We start from the raw sequence: 17602 nt of genomic DNA, 5'->3' as shown, positions 1-17602 counted from the left end.
CCCATGCGCAACCGCTACGCCGGTACCTGTGTCACCTGTTCGGTCCGGGTCGTGGCCGGGGAGGGGTTCGTCGTGAAGGGCGCGGCGCGCTGGCTCACCCACTGTGCCGAGCACGAGCCCCGCCCGGTTCCGCCCGCGCGCGGCGACCATCCCGGCTGGCACACCTCCGACCTGCTCGGGTTCGACACCGAGACCTCCTCCCCCGACCCCGCCACGGCCTTCCTGGTGTCGGCCGCCGTCACGGACGCCAGGGGCGGTCGACGCACCTGGCTGATCGACCCCGGTGAGAAGGAGATCCCCGCCGGGGCGGTGGCCGTGCACGGCGTCAGCACCGAGCGGGCGCGCGCCGAGGGGCGCCCCGCGGCGGAGTGTCTGGAGGAGCTCACGAAGGTGCTGGCCGAACACCTGGGGCGGGGGCTCGGACTGGTCGTGTTCAACGCGCCGTTCGACCTCGCCGTACTCGACGCCGAACGGCGCCGCCACGGCCTGAGCCCGCTCGCCGAGGCCCTCGGACGTCCGCCGGAGCCGATCGTGGACCCGCTGGTGATCGACCGGGCCGTGGAACCCTATCGACGCGGCAGGCGCACACTCAGTGCCCTGTGCGAGTACTACGGGGTGCCCCTGGAGCACGCGCACACCGCGGAGGGCGACGCCCGGGCCGCGTTGGCGCTGGCCGGGGAGATCGGTGCCCGCCACCCCGGGACCGCCTCCCTGGCCCTTCCGGAACTGCACGACCGGCAGGCGGAGTGGGCCCTGGAACACGCCCGGGGACGGCAGGAGTGGCTCGACCGGGAGAGGCCCGACCACGGGACCGTGATCGACGGCACCTGGCCCTGAACGGGGCCGACGGCTTCGGGGAGCGGGTGTCGGGGTAGGTCTTCCGGCGACGCCGACACCTGGGAGTCCTCATGCTCTACCTCGTCCTGATCCTGCTCGCCGTCTGGCTGCTCCTCGCCATCATCGGGATCGTGGTCAAGGGGTTGTTCTGGCTCGCGGTGATCGGCGGCCTCCTGTTCGCCGCGACCGCCGTCTGGGGCTGGGTCCAGAACCGCCAGCGGCTCTGAGCCGCGGTCAGGGCTCCAGAGCGGGCCGTTCCTCGCCGCCCAGACCGCGCACGAGCCCGCGCGCCCGGCGCTCGTCCCCGCCGAGGCGCTCCCGCACCATCCGCACCGCGTCGTCGGTGCGGTCCAGCGCGACGAGGTCGCGCACCCGCGCGCGCAGGTCTCCGGGGAGCGCGTCGGACGGCGGCCCGTTGCCGGGCCGGTCGTCGGGACCGGTGTCCGGCGCCCCGGCGGACGGTGCCGGGCGTGCGTCGGCTCCGCCTCGGACCGGCACGTATCCGCCCACGTGCGGGTCGGGCACGGCCCTCGGGGGCGGTTTGGGCTCCGGGACCTCCGCGCGTGCCTCCATGTGGGCCAGGACACCGCGCAGGGCGTAGGAACCCCCGCCGAGCACGACCACGGCCCCCAACAGGGCGAACAGCATGAACATCAGGCTCATACCGCCCACCTACCCACACATCAGACACAACAGGCACAACACTCCGTCACGCGGAGTCATCATTGCGCCAAGTCGGGACCCCCGTCCAGGAGGTCCTCCGGCAACAGGGTCTGGAGTTCCACCACGTCCGGACTGTCCCCCGACAGCGCCGCCGCCTCGATCCGCCGCGCCTGCACACGCAGACTGGCCTCGAACAGCGCCCGCACCCGGTGGCCGTTGCCCTCGGCGAAACCGTCGGCGTCCACCCCCAACGCCGCCGCGAAGGCCCGCCGTGTCCGCTCCGGGACCCGCAGGTCGGCCCGCTCGGCCATCGCCACGAAGAGGTCCGTCAGCTCCTCCCTGCCGTAGGGGGAGAACTCCACCGTCCGCGAGAACCGCACGGCCAGCCCCGGATGGTCGGCGAGGAACCCGGCCACCCCCCGCGCGCGGCCGGACACGACCACCACGACCTCGTCCCGGTGCTCCTCCATGAGCCGCGACAGGGTGTCGGCCACGTCCTGCCCGACCCCGCTCCCGCCGCCCGGGTCCCGGATCAGCAGGTCGGCGTCGGACAGCAGCAGCAGGCCCCCGCGCGCCCGCTCGAACAGGGAGCGCGTGCGCCGCGCCACCCTCCCCGGCCCCCGCTGCCCCGGCGGCCCCGCCAGACGCGCCGGAGAGGCCTCCACCACGTGCCCCCGGGCGAGGACGCCCAGTGCGGCCAGCAGTTCGCCGTAGAGGCGCGCCACCGTGCTCTTGCCCGTTCCCGGCGGCCCCTGGAACAGCAGGTGCCGTGCCGCCGGGGGCCGTCCCCGCGCCGCACCGGCCCGGCGCAGGAGCTCGGCCATCCCCCGCACCTGGCGCTTGGCCTCGTCGAGCCCCACCATGGCGTCCAGACCGGCCAACAGGGCGTTCACCCGGGCGCCGTCCACCGTCCGGTCCGCCCCCTCGGCGGGCCCGGCCACCGCGCCGGACAGGTCGTCGGGGCGGAGCAGGGTGAGGTCCGCGACGGTCTGGTAGCCACCCGCCGTGATGCGCTCGGACTGGGCCCGGAGCGCCTCCTCGAACACGGCGCGCACCTCCCGGCCGTGGCCGAACGACTCCTCCGCGGACCTCTTGCGGAAGTGGCGGAGCAGGAGCTCGCGCGTCCCCTCCCCCAGGGTGAGGCCGTGCGCCCCGGCCATGGCCTCGAAGATCCCGCCGAGCTGCTCCGGGGAGTAGCCGTCGAACTCGACCGTACGGGCCACCCGGGACCGCAGCTCCGGACAGGCGTCGAGCAGGGACCGCATCCCGCCCGGCGTTCCGGACAGGACCACGACCACCTCGCCACGGAGCTCCGCCATGAGCCCGGCCAGGGCGTCGGCCGCCTCCCGCCCCGGCCCGTCACCACTCCGCCCCAGCACGGACGCGTCCGCCACGAACAGCACACCGCCCCGGGCACGCTCCACCACGGCCTCCGTCCCGCGCGCGGTGCCGCCGTGGTCGGCCGCCAGGTCGTCCCCGGTCACCGTCACGAAATGCCCCTGGCCGAGCAATCCCAGGGAGCGCAGGATCTCGCCGTACAGCCGGGCCACGGTCGCCCGCCCGGACCCCGGGGGCCCGGCCAGCACCAGGTGGCGGCTGACGTTGAGCGGCGGGAGCCCCGCCTCCACCCGTTTGGCGCTGACCATCTGGATGTTGACGAGCGCGCGGACCTCCTTCTTCACCCGCGCCAACCCCACCAGCCCCTCCAGTTCGGCGAGCAGCGCCTCCAGCGGGCGGGCCCGGTCCCGCACCACCGCGTCACCGGGCTCCTGCGCGGCCGTCCCACCCTCGTCGGAGCGGCCCCCCGTCCCCGCGACCCGGGCCGCGGCGCGGTCCCCGCTCCCGCCCTGGTCGAGGTCGCCGCCCCGGTTGCCGCTGAAGGTGCTCTCCTCCAGGTACACCGAAGCGCTGTCCGCGGCCCACAGGCCCTCCTCGTCGTTACCGGTCACGGTGCAGCGCACCAGCCGCACGCGACCGCCCTCCTCCACCATCACCCCGTCGCCGCGACCGTCCCGGATCGCGGTGTCCTCCAGAGCGGCCACTCCGCCCTCCCCCACCCGGATACCGCGCTCCCCGCTCCCCGACAGGGTCGAGGAGTGCACCGAGACATGGCCGCCCTGGACGTAGACGGCGTCCTCACCGCAGTCGGACAGGTCGGCCTGCTGGAGCTGGACCTCGGTGCCGTCGAGGATGTTCAGGCCGTCCTCGCGGGCGTCCCGCAACACCATGCCGCGCACCGTGAGCGTGGCGTCCTCCCGGCTGTGGATGCCCGAACCCACCTCGTGACCCACGATGTCCTCGAAGTGCCCCCGACCGCCCACCACGATGGCCATCGGGCCGTGCCACCGGCTCACCCGGAGGTCGCTCACCTCGAACCGGGAGCGGACCGAGGCGATGGCGCCGCGCTCCTCCACGCCGCTCTCCGACACCGACATCCCCGCGACGGTGACCCTGGCCCCGTCCGCGATGAGCAGCGCGGCCTTCCCGATCCGGCTGCACCGCAGGTCGGTGACGTCGGCCTGTCCGCCGTCCACGAGCACGGCGTCCGTGACGGTCCCGGTCACCGTCAGCCCCCGGACGGTGAGCCGCCCGCCCTCGACCGCCACACCGGTGCGCGTGGCTCCGGTGATCTCGCAGTCGTTCAGGGTGCCCTCGGAGTCCCCGTGCACGAAGAACGCGTCGGTGTCCTCCTTGCGGGCGTCCTCCACCACCATCCGGGTGAAGGTGGCCTTCGAGCGCTCGTAGACCCGCACCGGCCAGTCGTAGGAGCCGGTGACCCTCAGGTCCGTGAACTCGGCGCGCGCCCCGTCGCGCACGTACACGCCGCCGCCGTCCACCAGGGCGCAGTCGGTGAACTCGGGGGACGCGTCCGCCACGTACAGGGTGTGCCAGTCGTCGTGCGTCCCGGTGAAGAGCGTCCCGCTGACCTTGGGGCTGCACCGCCCCTGGACGGCGATCACCGCCCCGGCGAAGTAGCACTCCCGGACGCTGCCCTCGCTGCCGTCCCACAGCAGCCCGCTCTCCTCGAACCGGCAGCCGACGATCTCCGCCCGGGCGCCCACGACGTTGACCCGCCGGGGCGCGGTGAAGACGCAGTCCGCCGCCCGGAGCCGGGCCCCGCGCTGTACGTACAGCGGCGGATACTCCTCGGAGGAGCTACGCACCGAGATCCCCTCGAGTTCCAGACTGCCGCCCTCGTGCACGTTGAACACGTTGGTCTCGCCGCTCGCGACCACCGTCACGGTCCCGGCGCCCTCGTCGGGGGTCACGACCACCCGCCCGCGCACGCCGATGACCAGCGGCTCCACGTACTCGCCCGGGGCGACGCGCAGGTGCAGGTCGGCACCGGCGTGACGGTGGTCCCGGACCGCCTTCCCGAGCGAGGGGGTGGCGGCGGGATCTGTCTTCGAGACGCGGACCGTGATCATGCATCGACTCCCATGGGGGTATCGCCCCGGCGCCGCGCCGGAGGGTCTGCGATAGGTACCGTATCCACCTGGGAGGCCGGGAACCCGGGACGACGCACAGTCCTGTGGCCAGGGTCGGTCAGAAACCTTCGGACAGCAGGCCCAAGGGCCCCTTCACCGACGCGTCCGCGGGCGAACGGGGAGGAGGGAGCACGTCCCGATCGGGGCGCCCACCCGGGCGGGTCACCGCACCGCCCGGCCGCGCCCGCTCGGTGCCGGGGACGCTCGGGCCGCGCCACCGCCCACGGTGTTCCGAGGGGTGGCCACAACGCGAAACGCCACCCCGGACCGGGGTGGCGTTCTGGCTGGAGCCGCCTATCGGAATCGAACCGATGACCTATTCATTACGAGTGAATCGCTCTGCCGACTGAGCTAAGGCGGCACACCGCCAAGCGGTACGCGTGGCGAGGCAGGAACCAGTCTAGCGCCTCCGGCGAGTGGCGCGAACCGGGTTTTCGCTACCCCGCCTCCTCCACCAGGTGGCTGGCGCAGGCCATACCGTCGTCGGGCACGGTCAGTTCGAGCAGGTACTCGTCCACGACCGCGTCCACGCAGGCGTCGCCCATCCGGTAGCCGGTGTGGCCGTCGCCGTCGCGGGTGACCAGGAAGCCCGAGTCCAGCTGGTCGGCGAGCGCCTCGGACCAGGCGTAGGGGGTGGCGGAGTCACGCGTGGTGCCCACCACCATGATCGGATCGGCGCCGACGGCGTTGAGCTCCCCCAGCGGAGCCACCGCCTCCTCCGGCCAGAACGCGCAGGTCAGCGCACCCCAGGCCAGCATCGGTCCGAACATCGGGGACTCCTCGGCCGCCTCGGCCGCCGCGTCCGCGTAGGCCTCCACGTCCCGGGGGGCCACCGAGTCCGAGCAGTTCACCGCGGTGAGCGCGGCGGTGGAGTTCTCGTACTCGTCCGGGTCGGCGCGCCCGTACAGGTCGTCGCCGAGCAGGAGCAGGCCGGTACCGTCGCCGTCCTCCTTCGCGTCGGTGAGCGCCTCGCGCACGCGCGGCCACCAGTTCTCCGTGTACAGGGCGGCGAGCACGCCGAGTTCGGCGCGGGCCCGGTTGACCTCCCGGCCGTCACCGGTGGAGTTGGCCAGGGGCTCCTCGGCAGCGCCCGCCAGCAGTTCGTCCAGGGCGGCCACGCCCTCGTCCACGGTGCTCCCCCGGGCGCCCAGCGGGCAGTCGGGTCTGGTGAGGCAGTCCTCCACGAAGGAGCGCAGCGCCGTCTCGAAGCCGGTGGCCTGTTGCACGCTCACGGTGAGCTGGTCCTGGCTCGGGTCGACGGCGCCGTCGAGCACCAGGGCCCGCACCCGTTCCGGGAACTGCTCGGCGTACTGCGCGCCGATGTGGGTGCCGTAGGAGGCGCCCAGGTAGGTGAGCCGCTCGTCCCCGAGCAGACCGCGCAGCACGTCCATGTCGCGGGCGACGTCGGCGGTGCCGATGTTGCGCATGAGGTCCGGGTCGTTCTCCTCGCAGGCCTCGACGAACGCCCGGCTGTTGGCCTCGATCTCGGCCAGCCCCTCGGGACCGAGGTCGGCGAGGTCGTCCGCTCCCTCGCCACCGCCGTAGTCCGTGCCCAGGAACTCGTCGATCCCCTCGGCGTCCAGGCAGGTCAGCGGGGTGCTGCGGCCCACCCCGCGCGGGTCGAACCCGACCACGTCGAAGCGCTCCCGCACCGCCTCGCTCACGGTGTAGGGCGCGTGGTCCACGAAGTCGTGGCCGGAACCGCCGGGGCCGCCGGGGTTGACCAGGAGCGAGCCGGTGGCGTCCCCGCCCGTGGCGGGCAGGCGCTTGACGGCGATCTCGATCCGCTCGCCGTCGGGGTCGTCGTAGTCCAGCGGCACCTCGAAGACGGCGCACTCGCTGTCGGGCAGACCGGTCTCGCACTCGTCCCAGGCCAGCACCTGCTCGGCGATCTCCACCGGGGCGCCGTCCCCGCCGTCGCCGGTCGCGTCGTCGTCACCGCCGACCGTACAGCCGGAGACCACCACCGTCCCGGCGAGCAGTGCCGCCCACGGACCCCGATACCTCGTGCCCACCCGTAACCGCCTTCACTCGAATCCCGTGACCGCCGAACACCCGTGCCGGGAGGCGGACCCGCTCCCGGACCGCCGTACCGGTCGGGTCGCGCCGCACCCGTGTGCCCCCGACCGTGGTCGCGCGGGGGCACCACGGCCGCCAAGGGTCACGCTGGGGTGCGCGACCCGACCATTCTCCCGGTGACCGCGCGGGCCCCGGGCTCCAGGGCCCTATCCGGCCAGGAGCGCGGAGGTCATGGCCTCCATGGCGATCTGCGGGTGCACGTTCGCGGCGATCCGCCCGCGACAGGCCATGATCGCGTCGATCCTACGCAGTGTGGACTCCGGGGTCGCGGAGTCGGCGACGCGTCTCAGGTCGCCCGAGCGCTCGGCCGTGGACAGCTCCACCGTCGCGCCCAGCTGGAGGGCGAGCACGTCCCGGTAGAAGGCGGCCAGGTCGAGCAGGGCCCGGTCGTAGGAGTCGCGCTTGATCCGTGTGGCCCTGCGCTTTTGCCGCTCGTCCAGGTCCTTGAGCGCGCCCGCCGCGCCGCGCACCGCCTTGGCCACACCCTTGCCGGTGGACCCCTCCCCGAAGGCCGCCTTGAGCTCGTCCCGCTCCTTCTCGTTGAGCGCCGTGGTGAGCGCCTTGGACTCCTCCTCGGCGATCTCGAACAGCCGAGCGGCCGCGGTGACGCAGGCTCCGAGCCCGTCGAGCCCGGCCGGGATGGACAGGACCTCCTCGCGTCTGCGCCGTGCCTGCGGGTCGGTGGCCAGTTGGCGGGCCCGGTCGACCCGGCCCGCGGCGGCGCGGGCGGCCGCCTCGGCGGTGGTCCTGTCGACGCCGTCCCGTTGGACGAGGGCGTCGACGATCCGACCGGTGCCGGGAGTGGCCAGGGTGACCAGTCGGCACCGGGAGCGGATGGTGATGAGGAGGTCCTCCGGGGTGGGCGTGCACAGCAGCCACACCGTGCGCGGCGAGGGCTCCTCCACGGCCTTGAGGAGCGCGTTGGAGGCGGCCTCGGTGGCGCGGTCGGCGTCCTCGAAGAGCACGATCCGGAAGTTGCCGCCGGAGGGCTTGGAGCCGGCGCGGAGCACGAGGTCACGGGTGGCGGCCACACCGAAGCTCAGCCCGCTGGGCTGGACGTACAGGACGTCGGGGTGGGTCCCGGTCAGCACCTGGTGGCAGGAGTCGCAGTGCCCGCACCCTCCCTGCCGGCACTGGAGGGCGGCGGCGAAGGCGCGTGCCGCCTCCTCCCGGCCGGACCCGGGCGGGCCGGTGAACAGCCAGGCGTGGGTCATGCCGGTTCCGCGCCCGCCCGCGAGGAGGTCGGCCGCTCCCGCCACGGCGCGTTCCAGCTGCGCGCTCGCCGCCTCCTGGCCGACGAGGTCGTCGAAGACCGTCAAGCTTGCCCCCCGGAGCACATGGATTGTCTGGTTCCAGAATAGGAGTCCCGACCGACACCGGAACCGTTTTCCACAGCCCCCGCTCCGACCGTCCCCCACCCGGGACCGACGCGCCGGCGCGCGCACGGCCGGGACCGCGCGCGCCACCGCCCCGGCGGGGCTTCGCGACGAGTTCCGCCGCCTCGGCGAGTCTGTCCGGGAGAGAAAGGTGGTCTTCATGAGCGAACCGACACCCGTCACCGAGGTCTGCCCCGAGTTCGGCAGCCCGGACGCGCCGCCCACGCCCTGGGAACGGGCCCGCGCCGTCCTGGCCGGGGCACCCCTGTACTGGGTCATGACGGTGCGTCCCGACGGGCGCCCCCACGCGACCCCGCTGCTGGGCGTGTGGACGGACGGCGCCCTGTACTTCTGCACCGGGCGTGAGGAGCGCAAGGCCCTCAACCTGGCCGCGAATCCGCACTGCGCGGTGAACACGGGGGACAACGCGTTGGAGGGCGGTCCGGACGTCGTCGTCGAGGGGCGGGGCGTCGCCGTGGACGACCCGGTGGAGCTGGACCGGGTCGCGGGCACCTACGAGGACAAGTACGGGACCGACGTCACCGCCGAGACCGGCACCTGGTTCGGGCTCCCGGACGCGGTGCGCCGGGGCCGGGTCCTGACGGTCCGGGTCGCCCCGGTGAAGGCCTTCGCCTTCGGCAAGGCACCGGTGTTCAGCCAGACCCGCTACGTGTTCCCCTGAACGGGTCCCGCCGGGCGGGAAGCGTCCGGTCCCCGCCCGGGGTCCGCGACTCCCCCGGACGACGCGAGGGCCCCTCCCCGACGGGAAGGAGCCCTCGCGTACGCACCGCTCCTACTCGGGGCGGATCACCGGGATCATGCCGGTGACCGCCTCGGAGCTGGAGTCGATCGGGTCGGGCAGCAGCGGACGCACCCGGCGCTGGATCTCCCGGGTGATCTTCTCCCGCGGCTCCCGGGCGTCGAGCACCAGGTAACGGTCGGGGGCCTGTTCGGCGAGGTCGCGGAAGCCCCTGCGGACCCGCTCGTGGAAGTCCACCGACTCCGACTCGATGCGGTCGGCCGGTCCGCCCAGCCGTGACAGCCCGTCCTCCGGACGCACGTCCAGCAGCACCGTGAGGTCCGGAACCAGGCCCTGGGTGGCCCACCCGCTGATCTGGCCGACGTCGTCGGCCTCCAGGTCGCGCCCGGCGCCCTGGTAGGCGAGCAGGGAGTCCACGTAGCGGTCGCTGATGACCACGGCGCCCCGGCGCAGCGCGGGCAGGATCTCCTGTTCGACGTGGTCTGCCTTGTCCGCCGCGTAGAGCAGCACCTCGGCGCGGTTGGTGATGTGCGAGTTCTCCCGGTCGAGCAGGATGCCCCGCAGGCGCATACCGAGCTTGGTGGCGCCCGGCTGGCGGGTTCCCACCACCTCGAATCCCTGGTCGCGCAGCCACACCGTGAGCTCGCGCACCTGGGTGGACTTGCCCGCGCCCTCGCCGCCCTCCAGGACGATGAAGGCACCGGTGATCCGGTCGTCCTCCTCCTCTTCGGCGGTGGGGGCGACGCCGCGCAGCGCGGCGAAGAGCTCGGGGAGCAGGCCGGGCCCCGCCTCGGGGTCGTCCCGGTTGGCCTGCTGGTAGGCGACGGCCGCGCCGATGACGGCGAGGAGTCCGCCGACCATCAGGACCAGGCCGCTGCCGTGCAGGTCGTAGCTGAGCGGACCGCCGAGGGGGACCACGTGGTCGCCCGCCAGACCCGCCGCCAGCGGGGCCAGGACCGCGGCGGTGAGCAGGGCGAGCCTGCCGGTGCCGAGCAGGAGCGCGAACGCCGCCTCGCGCCGCTCCTCCTCGACCTCCACGGCGACCAGGGACGTCCCGGTCACCCAGGCCAGACCGGCGCCCGTTCCCAGGACGAGGGCCAGGACGGCGGAGAGCACCATGTCGCCGATGGCCCCGGTGAACAGCAGCGCCAGGGCGGCCAACAGCACGGACAGCCCGAGCAGGCGGCGCCGGCTGAACTGCTTCAGAACGCGCGGGCCGGAGACCAGGCCGAGCCCCAGGCCCAGGAAGAGCGCGGCGACCATGACGCCGAACCCGGCGTTGCCCGCGCCGAGGTTCTCCACGTGTGCCCGGCCCACGCCGATCACCAGGCCGCCCGCGGCCGCCGTGGCGGCCAGGCCGACGACCGTGCCGCGCACGAGCGAGCCGCCGCCGACCGCCGCGCGGCCGGACAGGACGGCGTGCAGCACGTTGGCGTCGCGGTTGGGGCTCAGGGACCCCTTGGGAACGGTGTGCTTGGGCAGCGGCAGTCCGGCGACGACGATCGCGGCGACGAAGAAGGTGAGGGCGTTCAGGTAGAGGGAGACGTCCGCCTCGGGGCTGGCCAGGGACGGCACGAGCGCGCCCAGCAGGTTGCTGACCGAGGCCAGCACCGCGAACAGCAGTGCCGCGACCGGGGCCGCGCCGTAGGTCGCCAGCAGGGTGAGCCGGTTGGCCTGACCGAGCATCCGCTTGGGGACGAGGGTCGGGATGGTGGCGTCCCGGGCCGGAGTCCACAGCAGGGCGATGATCTCCGCGAGCAGGCTCGCGACGAACAGCCACTGGAGCGTGAAACCGGAGGACAGCAGGCCGACCACGGGGATGGACGCGTAGAGGAGGCCGCGCAGGACGTCGCCGCCGACCATGGTCCACCGCCGGTCCAGACGGTCCGCGACGGCTCCGGCCAGGGGGCTAAGCAGGATCGCGGGGGCCAGCTTGACGGCGACGACCCCGGCGACGGCGAGGTACTGGGTGAGGGGGGAGCCGTCCGCGGTGAAGATGGCCGCGAGGGACACCAACGCCAGCAGGCTCAGCCAGTCGCCGAGGCTGGACAGGGAAAGCGAGATCCACAGCCTTCTGAAGGGTGTGATCGCGAGGACGTTCTGCGCCTCGGCCGGCGCTCCCAGGGGTGCAGATCTGCTCATAGCGCTCAAGATTATCGATGAGGGGGATAGGAAATGACAGGCGTGCTCGCCTGTCCAGGTCATTCGGGGGAAACGTTCGGGATTCGCGCACGTTTCCGTGGGCCCGCCCGTGCCACACAGCGTAGTACGGAAGATCATCCCCGAACAGGGTCCCGGGTCGCGTATCCGTCACATGTCCGTGGGGATCGCTCCCGCCCGGGAGAACCGAGCGCCCGGACACCCCCGAAGGGGGCGCCCGGGCGTGGGCGGCCGGTCCGGCCGGAGCCGGTCAGGACTCGTCGGTGCTCTTCTTCGCCGTGGTCCTCGGCTCACCGGTCTTCTTGGCGGCGGGCTTCTTCGCCGCCGTCTTCTTCACCGTGGTGGTCGCCGCCTTCTTCGCCGCGGGCTTCTTGGCCGGGGCCTTCTTGGCGGCGGGCTTCTTGGCCGGGGCCTTCTTGGCGGCGGGCTTCTTGGCCGGGGCCTTCTTCTTGGCGGGGGCCTTGGCCCGGCGCTCGGCCAGCAGTTCGGCGGCGCGCTCGTCGGTGATCGACTCGACCTCGTCGCCCTTGCGCAGGGAGGCGTTGACCTCCCCGTCGGTGACGTAGGGGCCGAAGCGGCCGTCCTTGATCACCATCTTGGCACCCGACGCCGGGTCCTCTCCGAGTTCGCGCAGGGGCGGCGCCGCCGCACGGCGCCCGCGCTGCTTGGGCTGGGCGAAGATCGCCTGGGCCTCCTCCAGGGTGACCGTGAACATCTGCGCCTCGGTCTCCAGGGAGCGGCTGTCGGTGCCCTTCTTCAGGTACGGGCCGTAGCGGCCGTTCTGGGCGGTGACGTCCTCGCCGTCGATCTGGCCCACCACGCGCGGCAGCGACAGCAGGCGCAGCGCGTCCTCCAGGGTGACCGTGTCCAGGTCCATGTCCTTGAGCAGCGAGCTGGTGCGCGGCTTGACCTTCGCGGCCTTCTTCGCCTTGGTCTTGGTCTCGCCCTCGGGCTCCTCCGGCTCCGGGATGATCTCGGTGACGTAGGGGCCGTACCGTCCGGACTTGGCCACGATCATCCGGCCGGTCTCCGGGTCGGTGCCGAGCTCGCGGTCGCCGCTGGGCTGGGCGAAGAGCTCCTCGGCCTTGTCCGGGGTGAGCTCGTCGGGGGCCAGGTCCTCCGGCACGTTCACCCGGACGCCCTCGCGGTCCAGGTAGGGGCCGTAGCGCCCCACCCGCAGCACGATGTCGGTTCCGGGCAGCGGCAGGGAGCTGACCTCCTTCGGGTCGATCTCGGAGAGGTGGTCGCCCACCAGTTCCTTGAGCCCCGTCTCCTGGTTGCCCTCGGCGTCCTCGCCGCCGAAGTAGAAGCGCCGCAGCCACGGCAGGCTCTCGGCCTCGCCCCGGGCGATGTCGTCGAGGCTGTCCTCCAGGCGGGCGGTGAACTCGTAGTCCACCAGGTTGCCGAAGTGCCGCTCCAGCAGCTGCACCACGGCGAAGGCCAGGAAGGACGGCACGAGCGCCGTGCCCTTCTTGAACACGTACCCGCGGTCCAGGATGGTGCCGATGATCGACGCGTAGGTGGAGGGGCGGCCGATCTCCCGCTCCTCCAGCTCCTTGACCAGGGTCGCCTCGGTGTAGCGCGCGGGGGGCCGGGTGCTGTGCCCCTCGGCCTCCAGGCTCTGAGCCTTGACCTGGTCGTCCTCGGACATCGCGGGGAGTCGGCGCTCGCGGTCGTCCAGGTCGGCGGCGGGGTCGTCGGAACCCTCCACGTAGGCTTTGAGGAAGCCGTGGAAGGTGATGACCTTGCCGCTGGCGCCGAACTCGACGACCTCGCCGCCGGTGGAGGTGCCCTCGATCCGGACGGACACGGACTCGCCGACCGCGTCCTTCATCTGGGAGGCGACGGTGCGCTTCCAGATGAGGTCGTACAGGCGCAGCTCGGGACCGCTCAGCCGGGTCTCGCTGGGGGTACGGAAGGCCTCACCCGCGGGGCGGATGGCCTCGTGGGCCTCCTGCGCGTTCTTGACCTTCTTGGCGTACACGCGCGGCTTGTCCGGCAGGTAGTCGCCGCCGTACAGGCGCCGCACCTGGTTGCGGGCGGCGTTGACCGCGCTGTCCGACAGCGTGGTGCTGTCGGTACGCATGTAGGTGATGAACCCGTTCTCGTACAGCCGCTGGGCGACCTGCATGGTCTGCTTCGCGGACAGGTTGAGCTTGCGGGAGGCCTCCTGCTGGAGGGTGGTGGTGCGGAAGGGCGCGTAGGGCGAGCGGCGGTAGGGCTTGCGCTCCACCGACTTCACGGAGAACCCGGCCCCGGCCAGGCGCTCGGCCAGACCCCGGGCTGTGGCCTCGTCCAGCTGGCGCACGTCGCGGTCGGAGCGCACGGTGCCCTGGGGGGTGAAGTCGCGCCCGGACGCGACGCGCTTGCCGTCCACGGAGAAGAGCGTGGCGGGGAAGGCGGCGGGGCCGTCGGGGGCCCCGGTCCCGGTGGCGTCGAAGACGGCCTTGATGTCCCAGTACTCGGCGGAGGTGAACGCCATGCGCTCGCGCTCGCGCTCGACCACCAGGCGGGTGGCCACGGACTGCACGCGGCCCGCCGAGAGCTTCGGCATGACCTTCTTCCACAGCACGGGGGAGACCTCGTAGCCGTAGAGGCGGTCCAGGATGCGCCGTGTCTCCTGCGCGCTGACCAGACGGGTGTTCAGGTCGCGCGTGTTGTTCGCGGCGTGCTGGATGGCGTCCTTGGTGATCTCGTTGAAGACCATCCGGCGTACGGGAATCCTGGGGTTGAGCTCTTCGCGCAGGTGCCAGGCGATGGCCTCGCCCTCGCGGTCCTCATCAGTGGCCAGGAGGAGTTCGTCGGCGTCCGCCATGAGCTCCTTGAGCTTCTTGACGTGTGCCTTCTTGTCGGAGTTGACGACGTAGAGCGGCTCGAAGTCGCTGTCCACGTCGACGCCGAGGCGCGCCCAGGGCTCTTTCCGGTACTTGGTGGGGATCTCGGCGGCCTTGGTGGGCAGGTCACGGATGTGACCGATGCTGGACTCCACGACGTAGCCGCGCCCCAGGTACCCGGCGATGGTCTTCGCCTTGGCTGGTGACTCGACGATGACGAGAGCGGTACCCGCCCCCTGGCTTGCGTTGTCCTTCGAGCCGTTCTTGCCGGCGCTGCCCTTCGTGGGTGGCACGCTGTTTCCCCTACGTCTAGCCTTACGTGTTCTGTCGGCCGCGGTCCTTCGGTTCCCGTGGGAACCGACAGTAACCGAACTACCGGCTCTCCCCCGTCGGTGAGCGGGCCCGGCCCCTCGCTCGGGTCTCGCCCTCAGCGTTCCTCGGGCCGCCTCCCACCGGCACCCGCAGAATAAGCGCATCCCGACCCGGTACCGGCCCGTAACCAGGACCAGCGGCCGTGGCGCCGCTCTCCCCCGGACCGTTTCCTCCTCCGGCGAGCACCCGGAACACCCAGATAATGTGACTTGCCTCACACTTCGAGGCTCCAGGGTGTCTCGTCTCCAGAATGCGGCGAGTCCTCCCGGATATTCCCGGGAGGACTCGGCTCACGTCCTGAGCTCGACGGTCGTCACCTCCACCCTCCCGCAGTCCACCGCGTTCCATAACGGAACGGGAGCGCGGAGGCGACACACCACCACTTCACTCAGAACGCCCACGGCACCTCGTGGGGTACCGGTCGCGGGGACGCCGGCCCGTGCCACCGCCGCCGGGACCGGGGGTCCGGCTTCCCGCAGTCCACCGCGTTCCATAACGGAACGGGAGGCCGCACACCCCTGGTCCGGCGGGTGGCCACGAACGGACACACCCCCCGCTCAGGCCCCGCGGACCGTACCGGAGCGCCCGAAGGCGGCACCGCGCACGTCCCGGAACCTGCTCTGGTTGCTACAGGCCGATGCCGGCGGCGCCCAGGAGGTCACCGACCGGGTCGACGGACGGGATCTCGGAGGCCTCGGGCAGCTCGGCGGCGCGCTCCGGGGCGTGCTCCTGGACGGACTGCGCGGCGGTCTCGCTCAGGTCGTAGCTGACGGGCAGCATCTCGGAGACGGGCACCTCGGGCAGCTCGCTGACCACGGGGACGCTGTTCAGAGCCGAGGACTGCGCCTCGGTCTCCGCGCTCTGGTGCACGACCTTGGAGTCGGCGTCGGTGGCGCTGGCGCCCGCGACACCCGCGACGGCGGCCACGGCGTTGCCCGCGACGTTCACCGGGACGTCGGCGTCGGCGACCAGCTGGTTGCCGCCCAGGACGGAGCCGTTGCCGGAGGTCGCGATGTCGCGCTGGGCCTCCTTGACGACGGCGTCGCTGTCGGTGGCGGCCGCACCCGCGACCCCGCCGACCGCGCCGACCGCGTTGCCGGCCACGTTCACGGGCACGTCCAGGTCCACGACGGCCTGGTTGCCGCCCAGCAGCGAGCCGTTGCCGGAGGTGGCGATCGACTGGTGCTCGCGGACCGGGGCGGACTGGCGCAGCACGCCCGCGTCCACGCCGGAGGTGTCGGGCAGGATCGACGCGTTGCTGACGGCCTCGTTGACCAGGTCGGTCGCGGTCAGCGGGCCGGACTGGTGCTCGACGCCGGGAGCCGCGTGGCTCTGGCGGACGATCGCGTCCGCGTCGGTGGCGGCCGCGCCCGCGACGCCGCCGACCGCGCCGATGGCGTTGCCGGAGATGTTCACGGGGACGTCCAGGTCGCCGACGATCTGGTTGCCGCCGATGAGGGAGCCGTTGCCGGAGGTGGCGACGTCGGGCTCGCCGTGCTTGTGGCCGTGCCCGTTCTGGAGGACCTTGGAGTCGCTGCCGGTGCTGGAGGCACCCGCGACGCCGCCGACCGCGCCGATGGCGTTGCCGGTGACGTTGACGGGGACGTCGCCGTCGACGACCAGCTGGTTGCCGCCCAGGATCGAACCGTTGCCCGAGGTGTGGACCTCGTTGTGGTGGTGGTCGATCACCTTGGCGTCCGAGCCGGTGCTGGAGGCACCGGCGATACCGGCGACGGCGCCGACGGCGTTGCCGGTGACGTTGACGGGGACGTCCGCGTTCAGGACGGCCTGGTTGCCGCCGAGAACGGAGCCGTTGCCGCTGGTGGCGACATCGCTGTCGGCGAAGGCCACGCCCGCGCCCAGGGCGACGAATCCGGCCGCCAGGAGCACGGACTTCGCGGAGGTGCTGGCCCACTTACGCATGTGGGAAGTCCTTTCAAGAGAACGAGTTGATGAGAAGGTTCGTGTGCGGGCCACAGGCCGTTCCACACCCCTGGGTGGGGTGCGGGCCTTCGGCCGAGGCCGGGGATCATCCGGTCGGCTCCGCACCTGGTCGGTGCGTGGTCTGCCGGTCTGGTGGGTGCGGGCGGAGTCCGTCTGCGCTGGCTGCGCGAGGACGTCCACACCCCGTCGATCAGCTCCGCCCTGGTGGGACGGCGGCTGACGTGAACCCCGAGCACTTGGCCTCGGCCGGTGCTGCGGGACTCGCGTCAACCCCCGGGCCCGAAGGCCCGGGAGGCTGATCAGGCCCGGGCGCCGCGGCGCTTACCGAAGAGCAGGAGCCCGGCACCGGCGGCGATCACGAGGACCGCCCCCGCGAGGAGTCCGGCGAGGCCGCTCTGGTCGGCGCCGGTCACCGCGAGGCGCTGCTCGTCGGTGGTCGGGGCACTGGGCGAGGCGGGGTCGGAGGGCTCGGGCGTCTTCGAGGAGGGGTGCGAGGGCTCCTCGGAAGGGGAGGGGGACGGGGACGGAGAGGGGGACGGCTCCTCCGCCTCCTCCTCGCGGTCCGGAACCTTCGGAGTCTCCTCGCCCGGGGTCTCCCCGCCGGGCGTCTCCTCGCCGGGCTCACCGGGGGTGCCGGGCTCACCGGGCTCTCCCGGCTCGCCGGGCTGGCCCGGCTCCTCGGGGTCGTAGCCGTCATAGCCGGGGTGCGGGTTCTTCGGGGTGCCGCCCTCGGTCACCTTGGCGTCGCCGCCCGTGCAGTCGGCTCCGGCGATGCCCAGGACGGCGATGGCGTTCCCGCAGAGGTTGACCGGGACGTCGCCGTCGACGACCAGCTGGTTGCCCCCGCCGATCGACCCGTTACCGCTGGTCGTGGTATCGGCGTGGGCGATGCCGCTGGCGGCGACGAAGAATCCGGTGGCCACGAGGGCCGCGAGGCGGAGGTGGGTTGACTGGGTCATCGGCTGTCCTTTGGTCGACGAGGAGATCTGCTGACTGCTCGTGTGACCGCGGACTGGTCTCCCGGCTGTGGAGCCTGGGAAGAGGGCACGCCCGCCGGGAGTCGGCAGGGCGGCGGTGCGCAGGGCGCAC

At 72.9% G+C, this 17602-nt stretch carries 11 protein-coding genes and 1 tRNA gene; 3 read left to right on the top strand and 9 right to left on the bottom strand.

What is annotated here, in order from left to right:
* Window positions 1-3: 3 nt before the first annotated feature.
* Complete coding sequence (locus ACFYL4_RS11420; RefSeq protein ID WP_387518242.1) at window positions 4-837, top strand: exonuclease domain-containing protein; 834 nt, start codon at window positions 4-6, stop codon at window positions 835-837.
* Between the two features lie 71 nt (window positions 838-908).
* Window positions 909-1064: a hypothetical protein gene (locus tag ACFYL4_RS11415; RefSeq protein ID WP_357763529.1), complete on the top strand. Its 156-nt coding sequence runs from the start codon at window positions 909-911 to the stop codon at window positions 1062-1064.
* Between the two features lie 7 nt (window positions 1065-1071).
* Here the strand turns inward: ACFYL4_RS11415 and ACFYL4_RS11410 are convergent, their stop codons facing one another.
* The 5 genes from ACFYL4_RS11410 to ACFYL4_RS11390 form a co-directional block, all read right to left on the bottom strand.
* Complete coding sequence (locus ACFYL4_RS11410) at window positions 1072-1500, bottom strand: hypothetical protein (protein ID WP_387518241.1); 429 nt, start codon at window positions 1498-1500, stop codon at window positions 1072-1074.
* 59 nt (window positions 1501-1559) lie between these two features.
* Complete coding sequence (locus ACFYL4_RS11405; protein WP_387518240.1) at window positions 1560-4928, bottom strand: right-handed parallel beta-helix repeat-containing protein; 3369 nt, start codon at window positions 4926-4928, stop codon at window positions 1560-1562.
* 345 nt (window positions 4929-5273) lie between these two features.
* Window positions 5274-5349 (bottom strand) — tRNA-Thr (locus ACFYL4_RS11400).
* A 76-nt stretch (window positions 5350-5425) separates the two neighbouring features.
* The gene (locus ACFYL4_RS11395) at window positions 5426-7003 is read right to left on the bottom strand and encodes an alpha/beta hydrolase (protein WP_387518239.1); all 1578 of its coding nucleotides are present in this window, start codon (window positions 7001-7003) and stop codon (window positions 5426-5428) included.
* A gap of 210 nt (window positions 7004-7213) precedes the next feature.
* Window positions 7214-8386: a DNA polymerase III subunit delta' gene (locus ACFYL4_RS11390; protein WP_357763517.1), complete on the bottom strand. Its 1173-nt coding sequence runs from the start codon at window positions 8384-8386 to the stop codon at window positions 7214-7216.
* A gap of 217 nt (window positions 8387-8603) precedes the next feature.
* Between ACFYL4_RS11390 and ACFYL4_RS11385 the strand changes: the two genes are divergently transcribed.
* Window positions 8604-9125: a pyridoxamine 5'-phosphate oxidase family protein gene (locus ACFYL4_RS11385; RefSeq protein WP_357763515.1), complete on the top strand. Its 522-nt coding sequence runs from the start codon at window positions 8604-8606 to the stop codon at window positions 9123-9125.
* 111 nt (window positions 9126-9236) lie between these two features.
* Here the strand turns inward: ACFYL4_RS11385 and tmk are convergent, their stop codons facing one another.
* The 4 genes from tmk to ACFYL4_RS11365 all read right to left on the bottom strand — a co-directional run bounded on the left by tmk (window position 9237) and on the right by ACFYL4_RS11365 (window position 17472).
* Entirely contained in the window at window positions 9237-11345 is a 2109-nt protein-coding gene (tmk, locus tag ACFYL4_RS11380; RefSeq protein WP_387518238.1) for a dTMP kinase, read from the bottom strand.
* A gap of 268 nt (window positions 11346-11613) precedes the next feature.
* Entirely contained in the window at window positions 11614-14490 is a 2877-nt protein-coding gene (gene topA / locus ACFYL4_RS11375) for a type I DNA topoisomerase (RefSeq protein ID WP_387518237.1), read from the bottom strand.
* 706 nt (window positions 14491-15196) lie between these two features.
* Window positions 15197-16492 carry a hypothetical protein gene (locus ACFYL4_RS11370; protein ID WP_357763511.1) on the bottom strand — a complete coding sequence of 432 codons (1296 nt, stop codon included), beginning with the start codon at window positions 16490-16492 and terminating at the stop codon, window positions 15197-15199.
* 320 nt (window positions 16493-16812) lie between these two features.
* Complete coding sequence (locus ACFYL4_RS11365; RefSeq protein WP_357763510.1) at window positions 16813-17472, bottom strand: chaplin family protein; 660 nt, start codon at window positions 17470-17472, stop codon at window positions 16813-16815.
* Between the last annotated feature and the right edge of the window lie 130 nt (window positions 17473-17602).

It is taken from the genome of Nocardiopsis sp. NPDC006938, from assembly GCF_042869555.1.
Taxonomy (GTDB): domain Bacteria; phylum Actinomycetota; class Actinomycetes; order Streptosporangiales; family Streptosporangiaceae; genus Nocardiopsis.
This window is presented reverse-complemented; position numbering and strand designations above follow the sequence as displayed.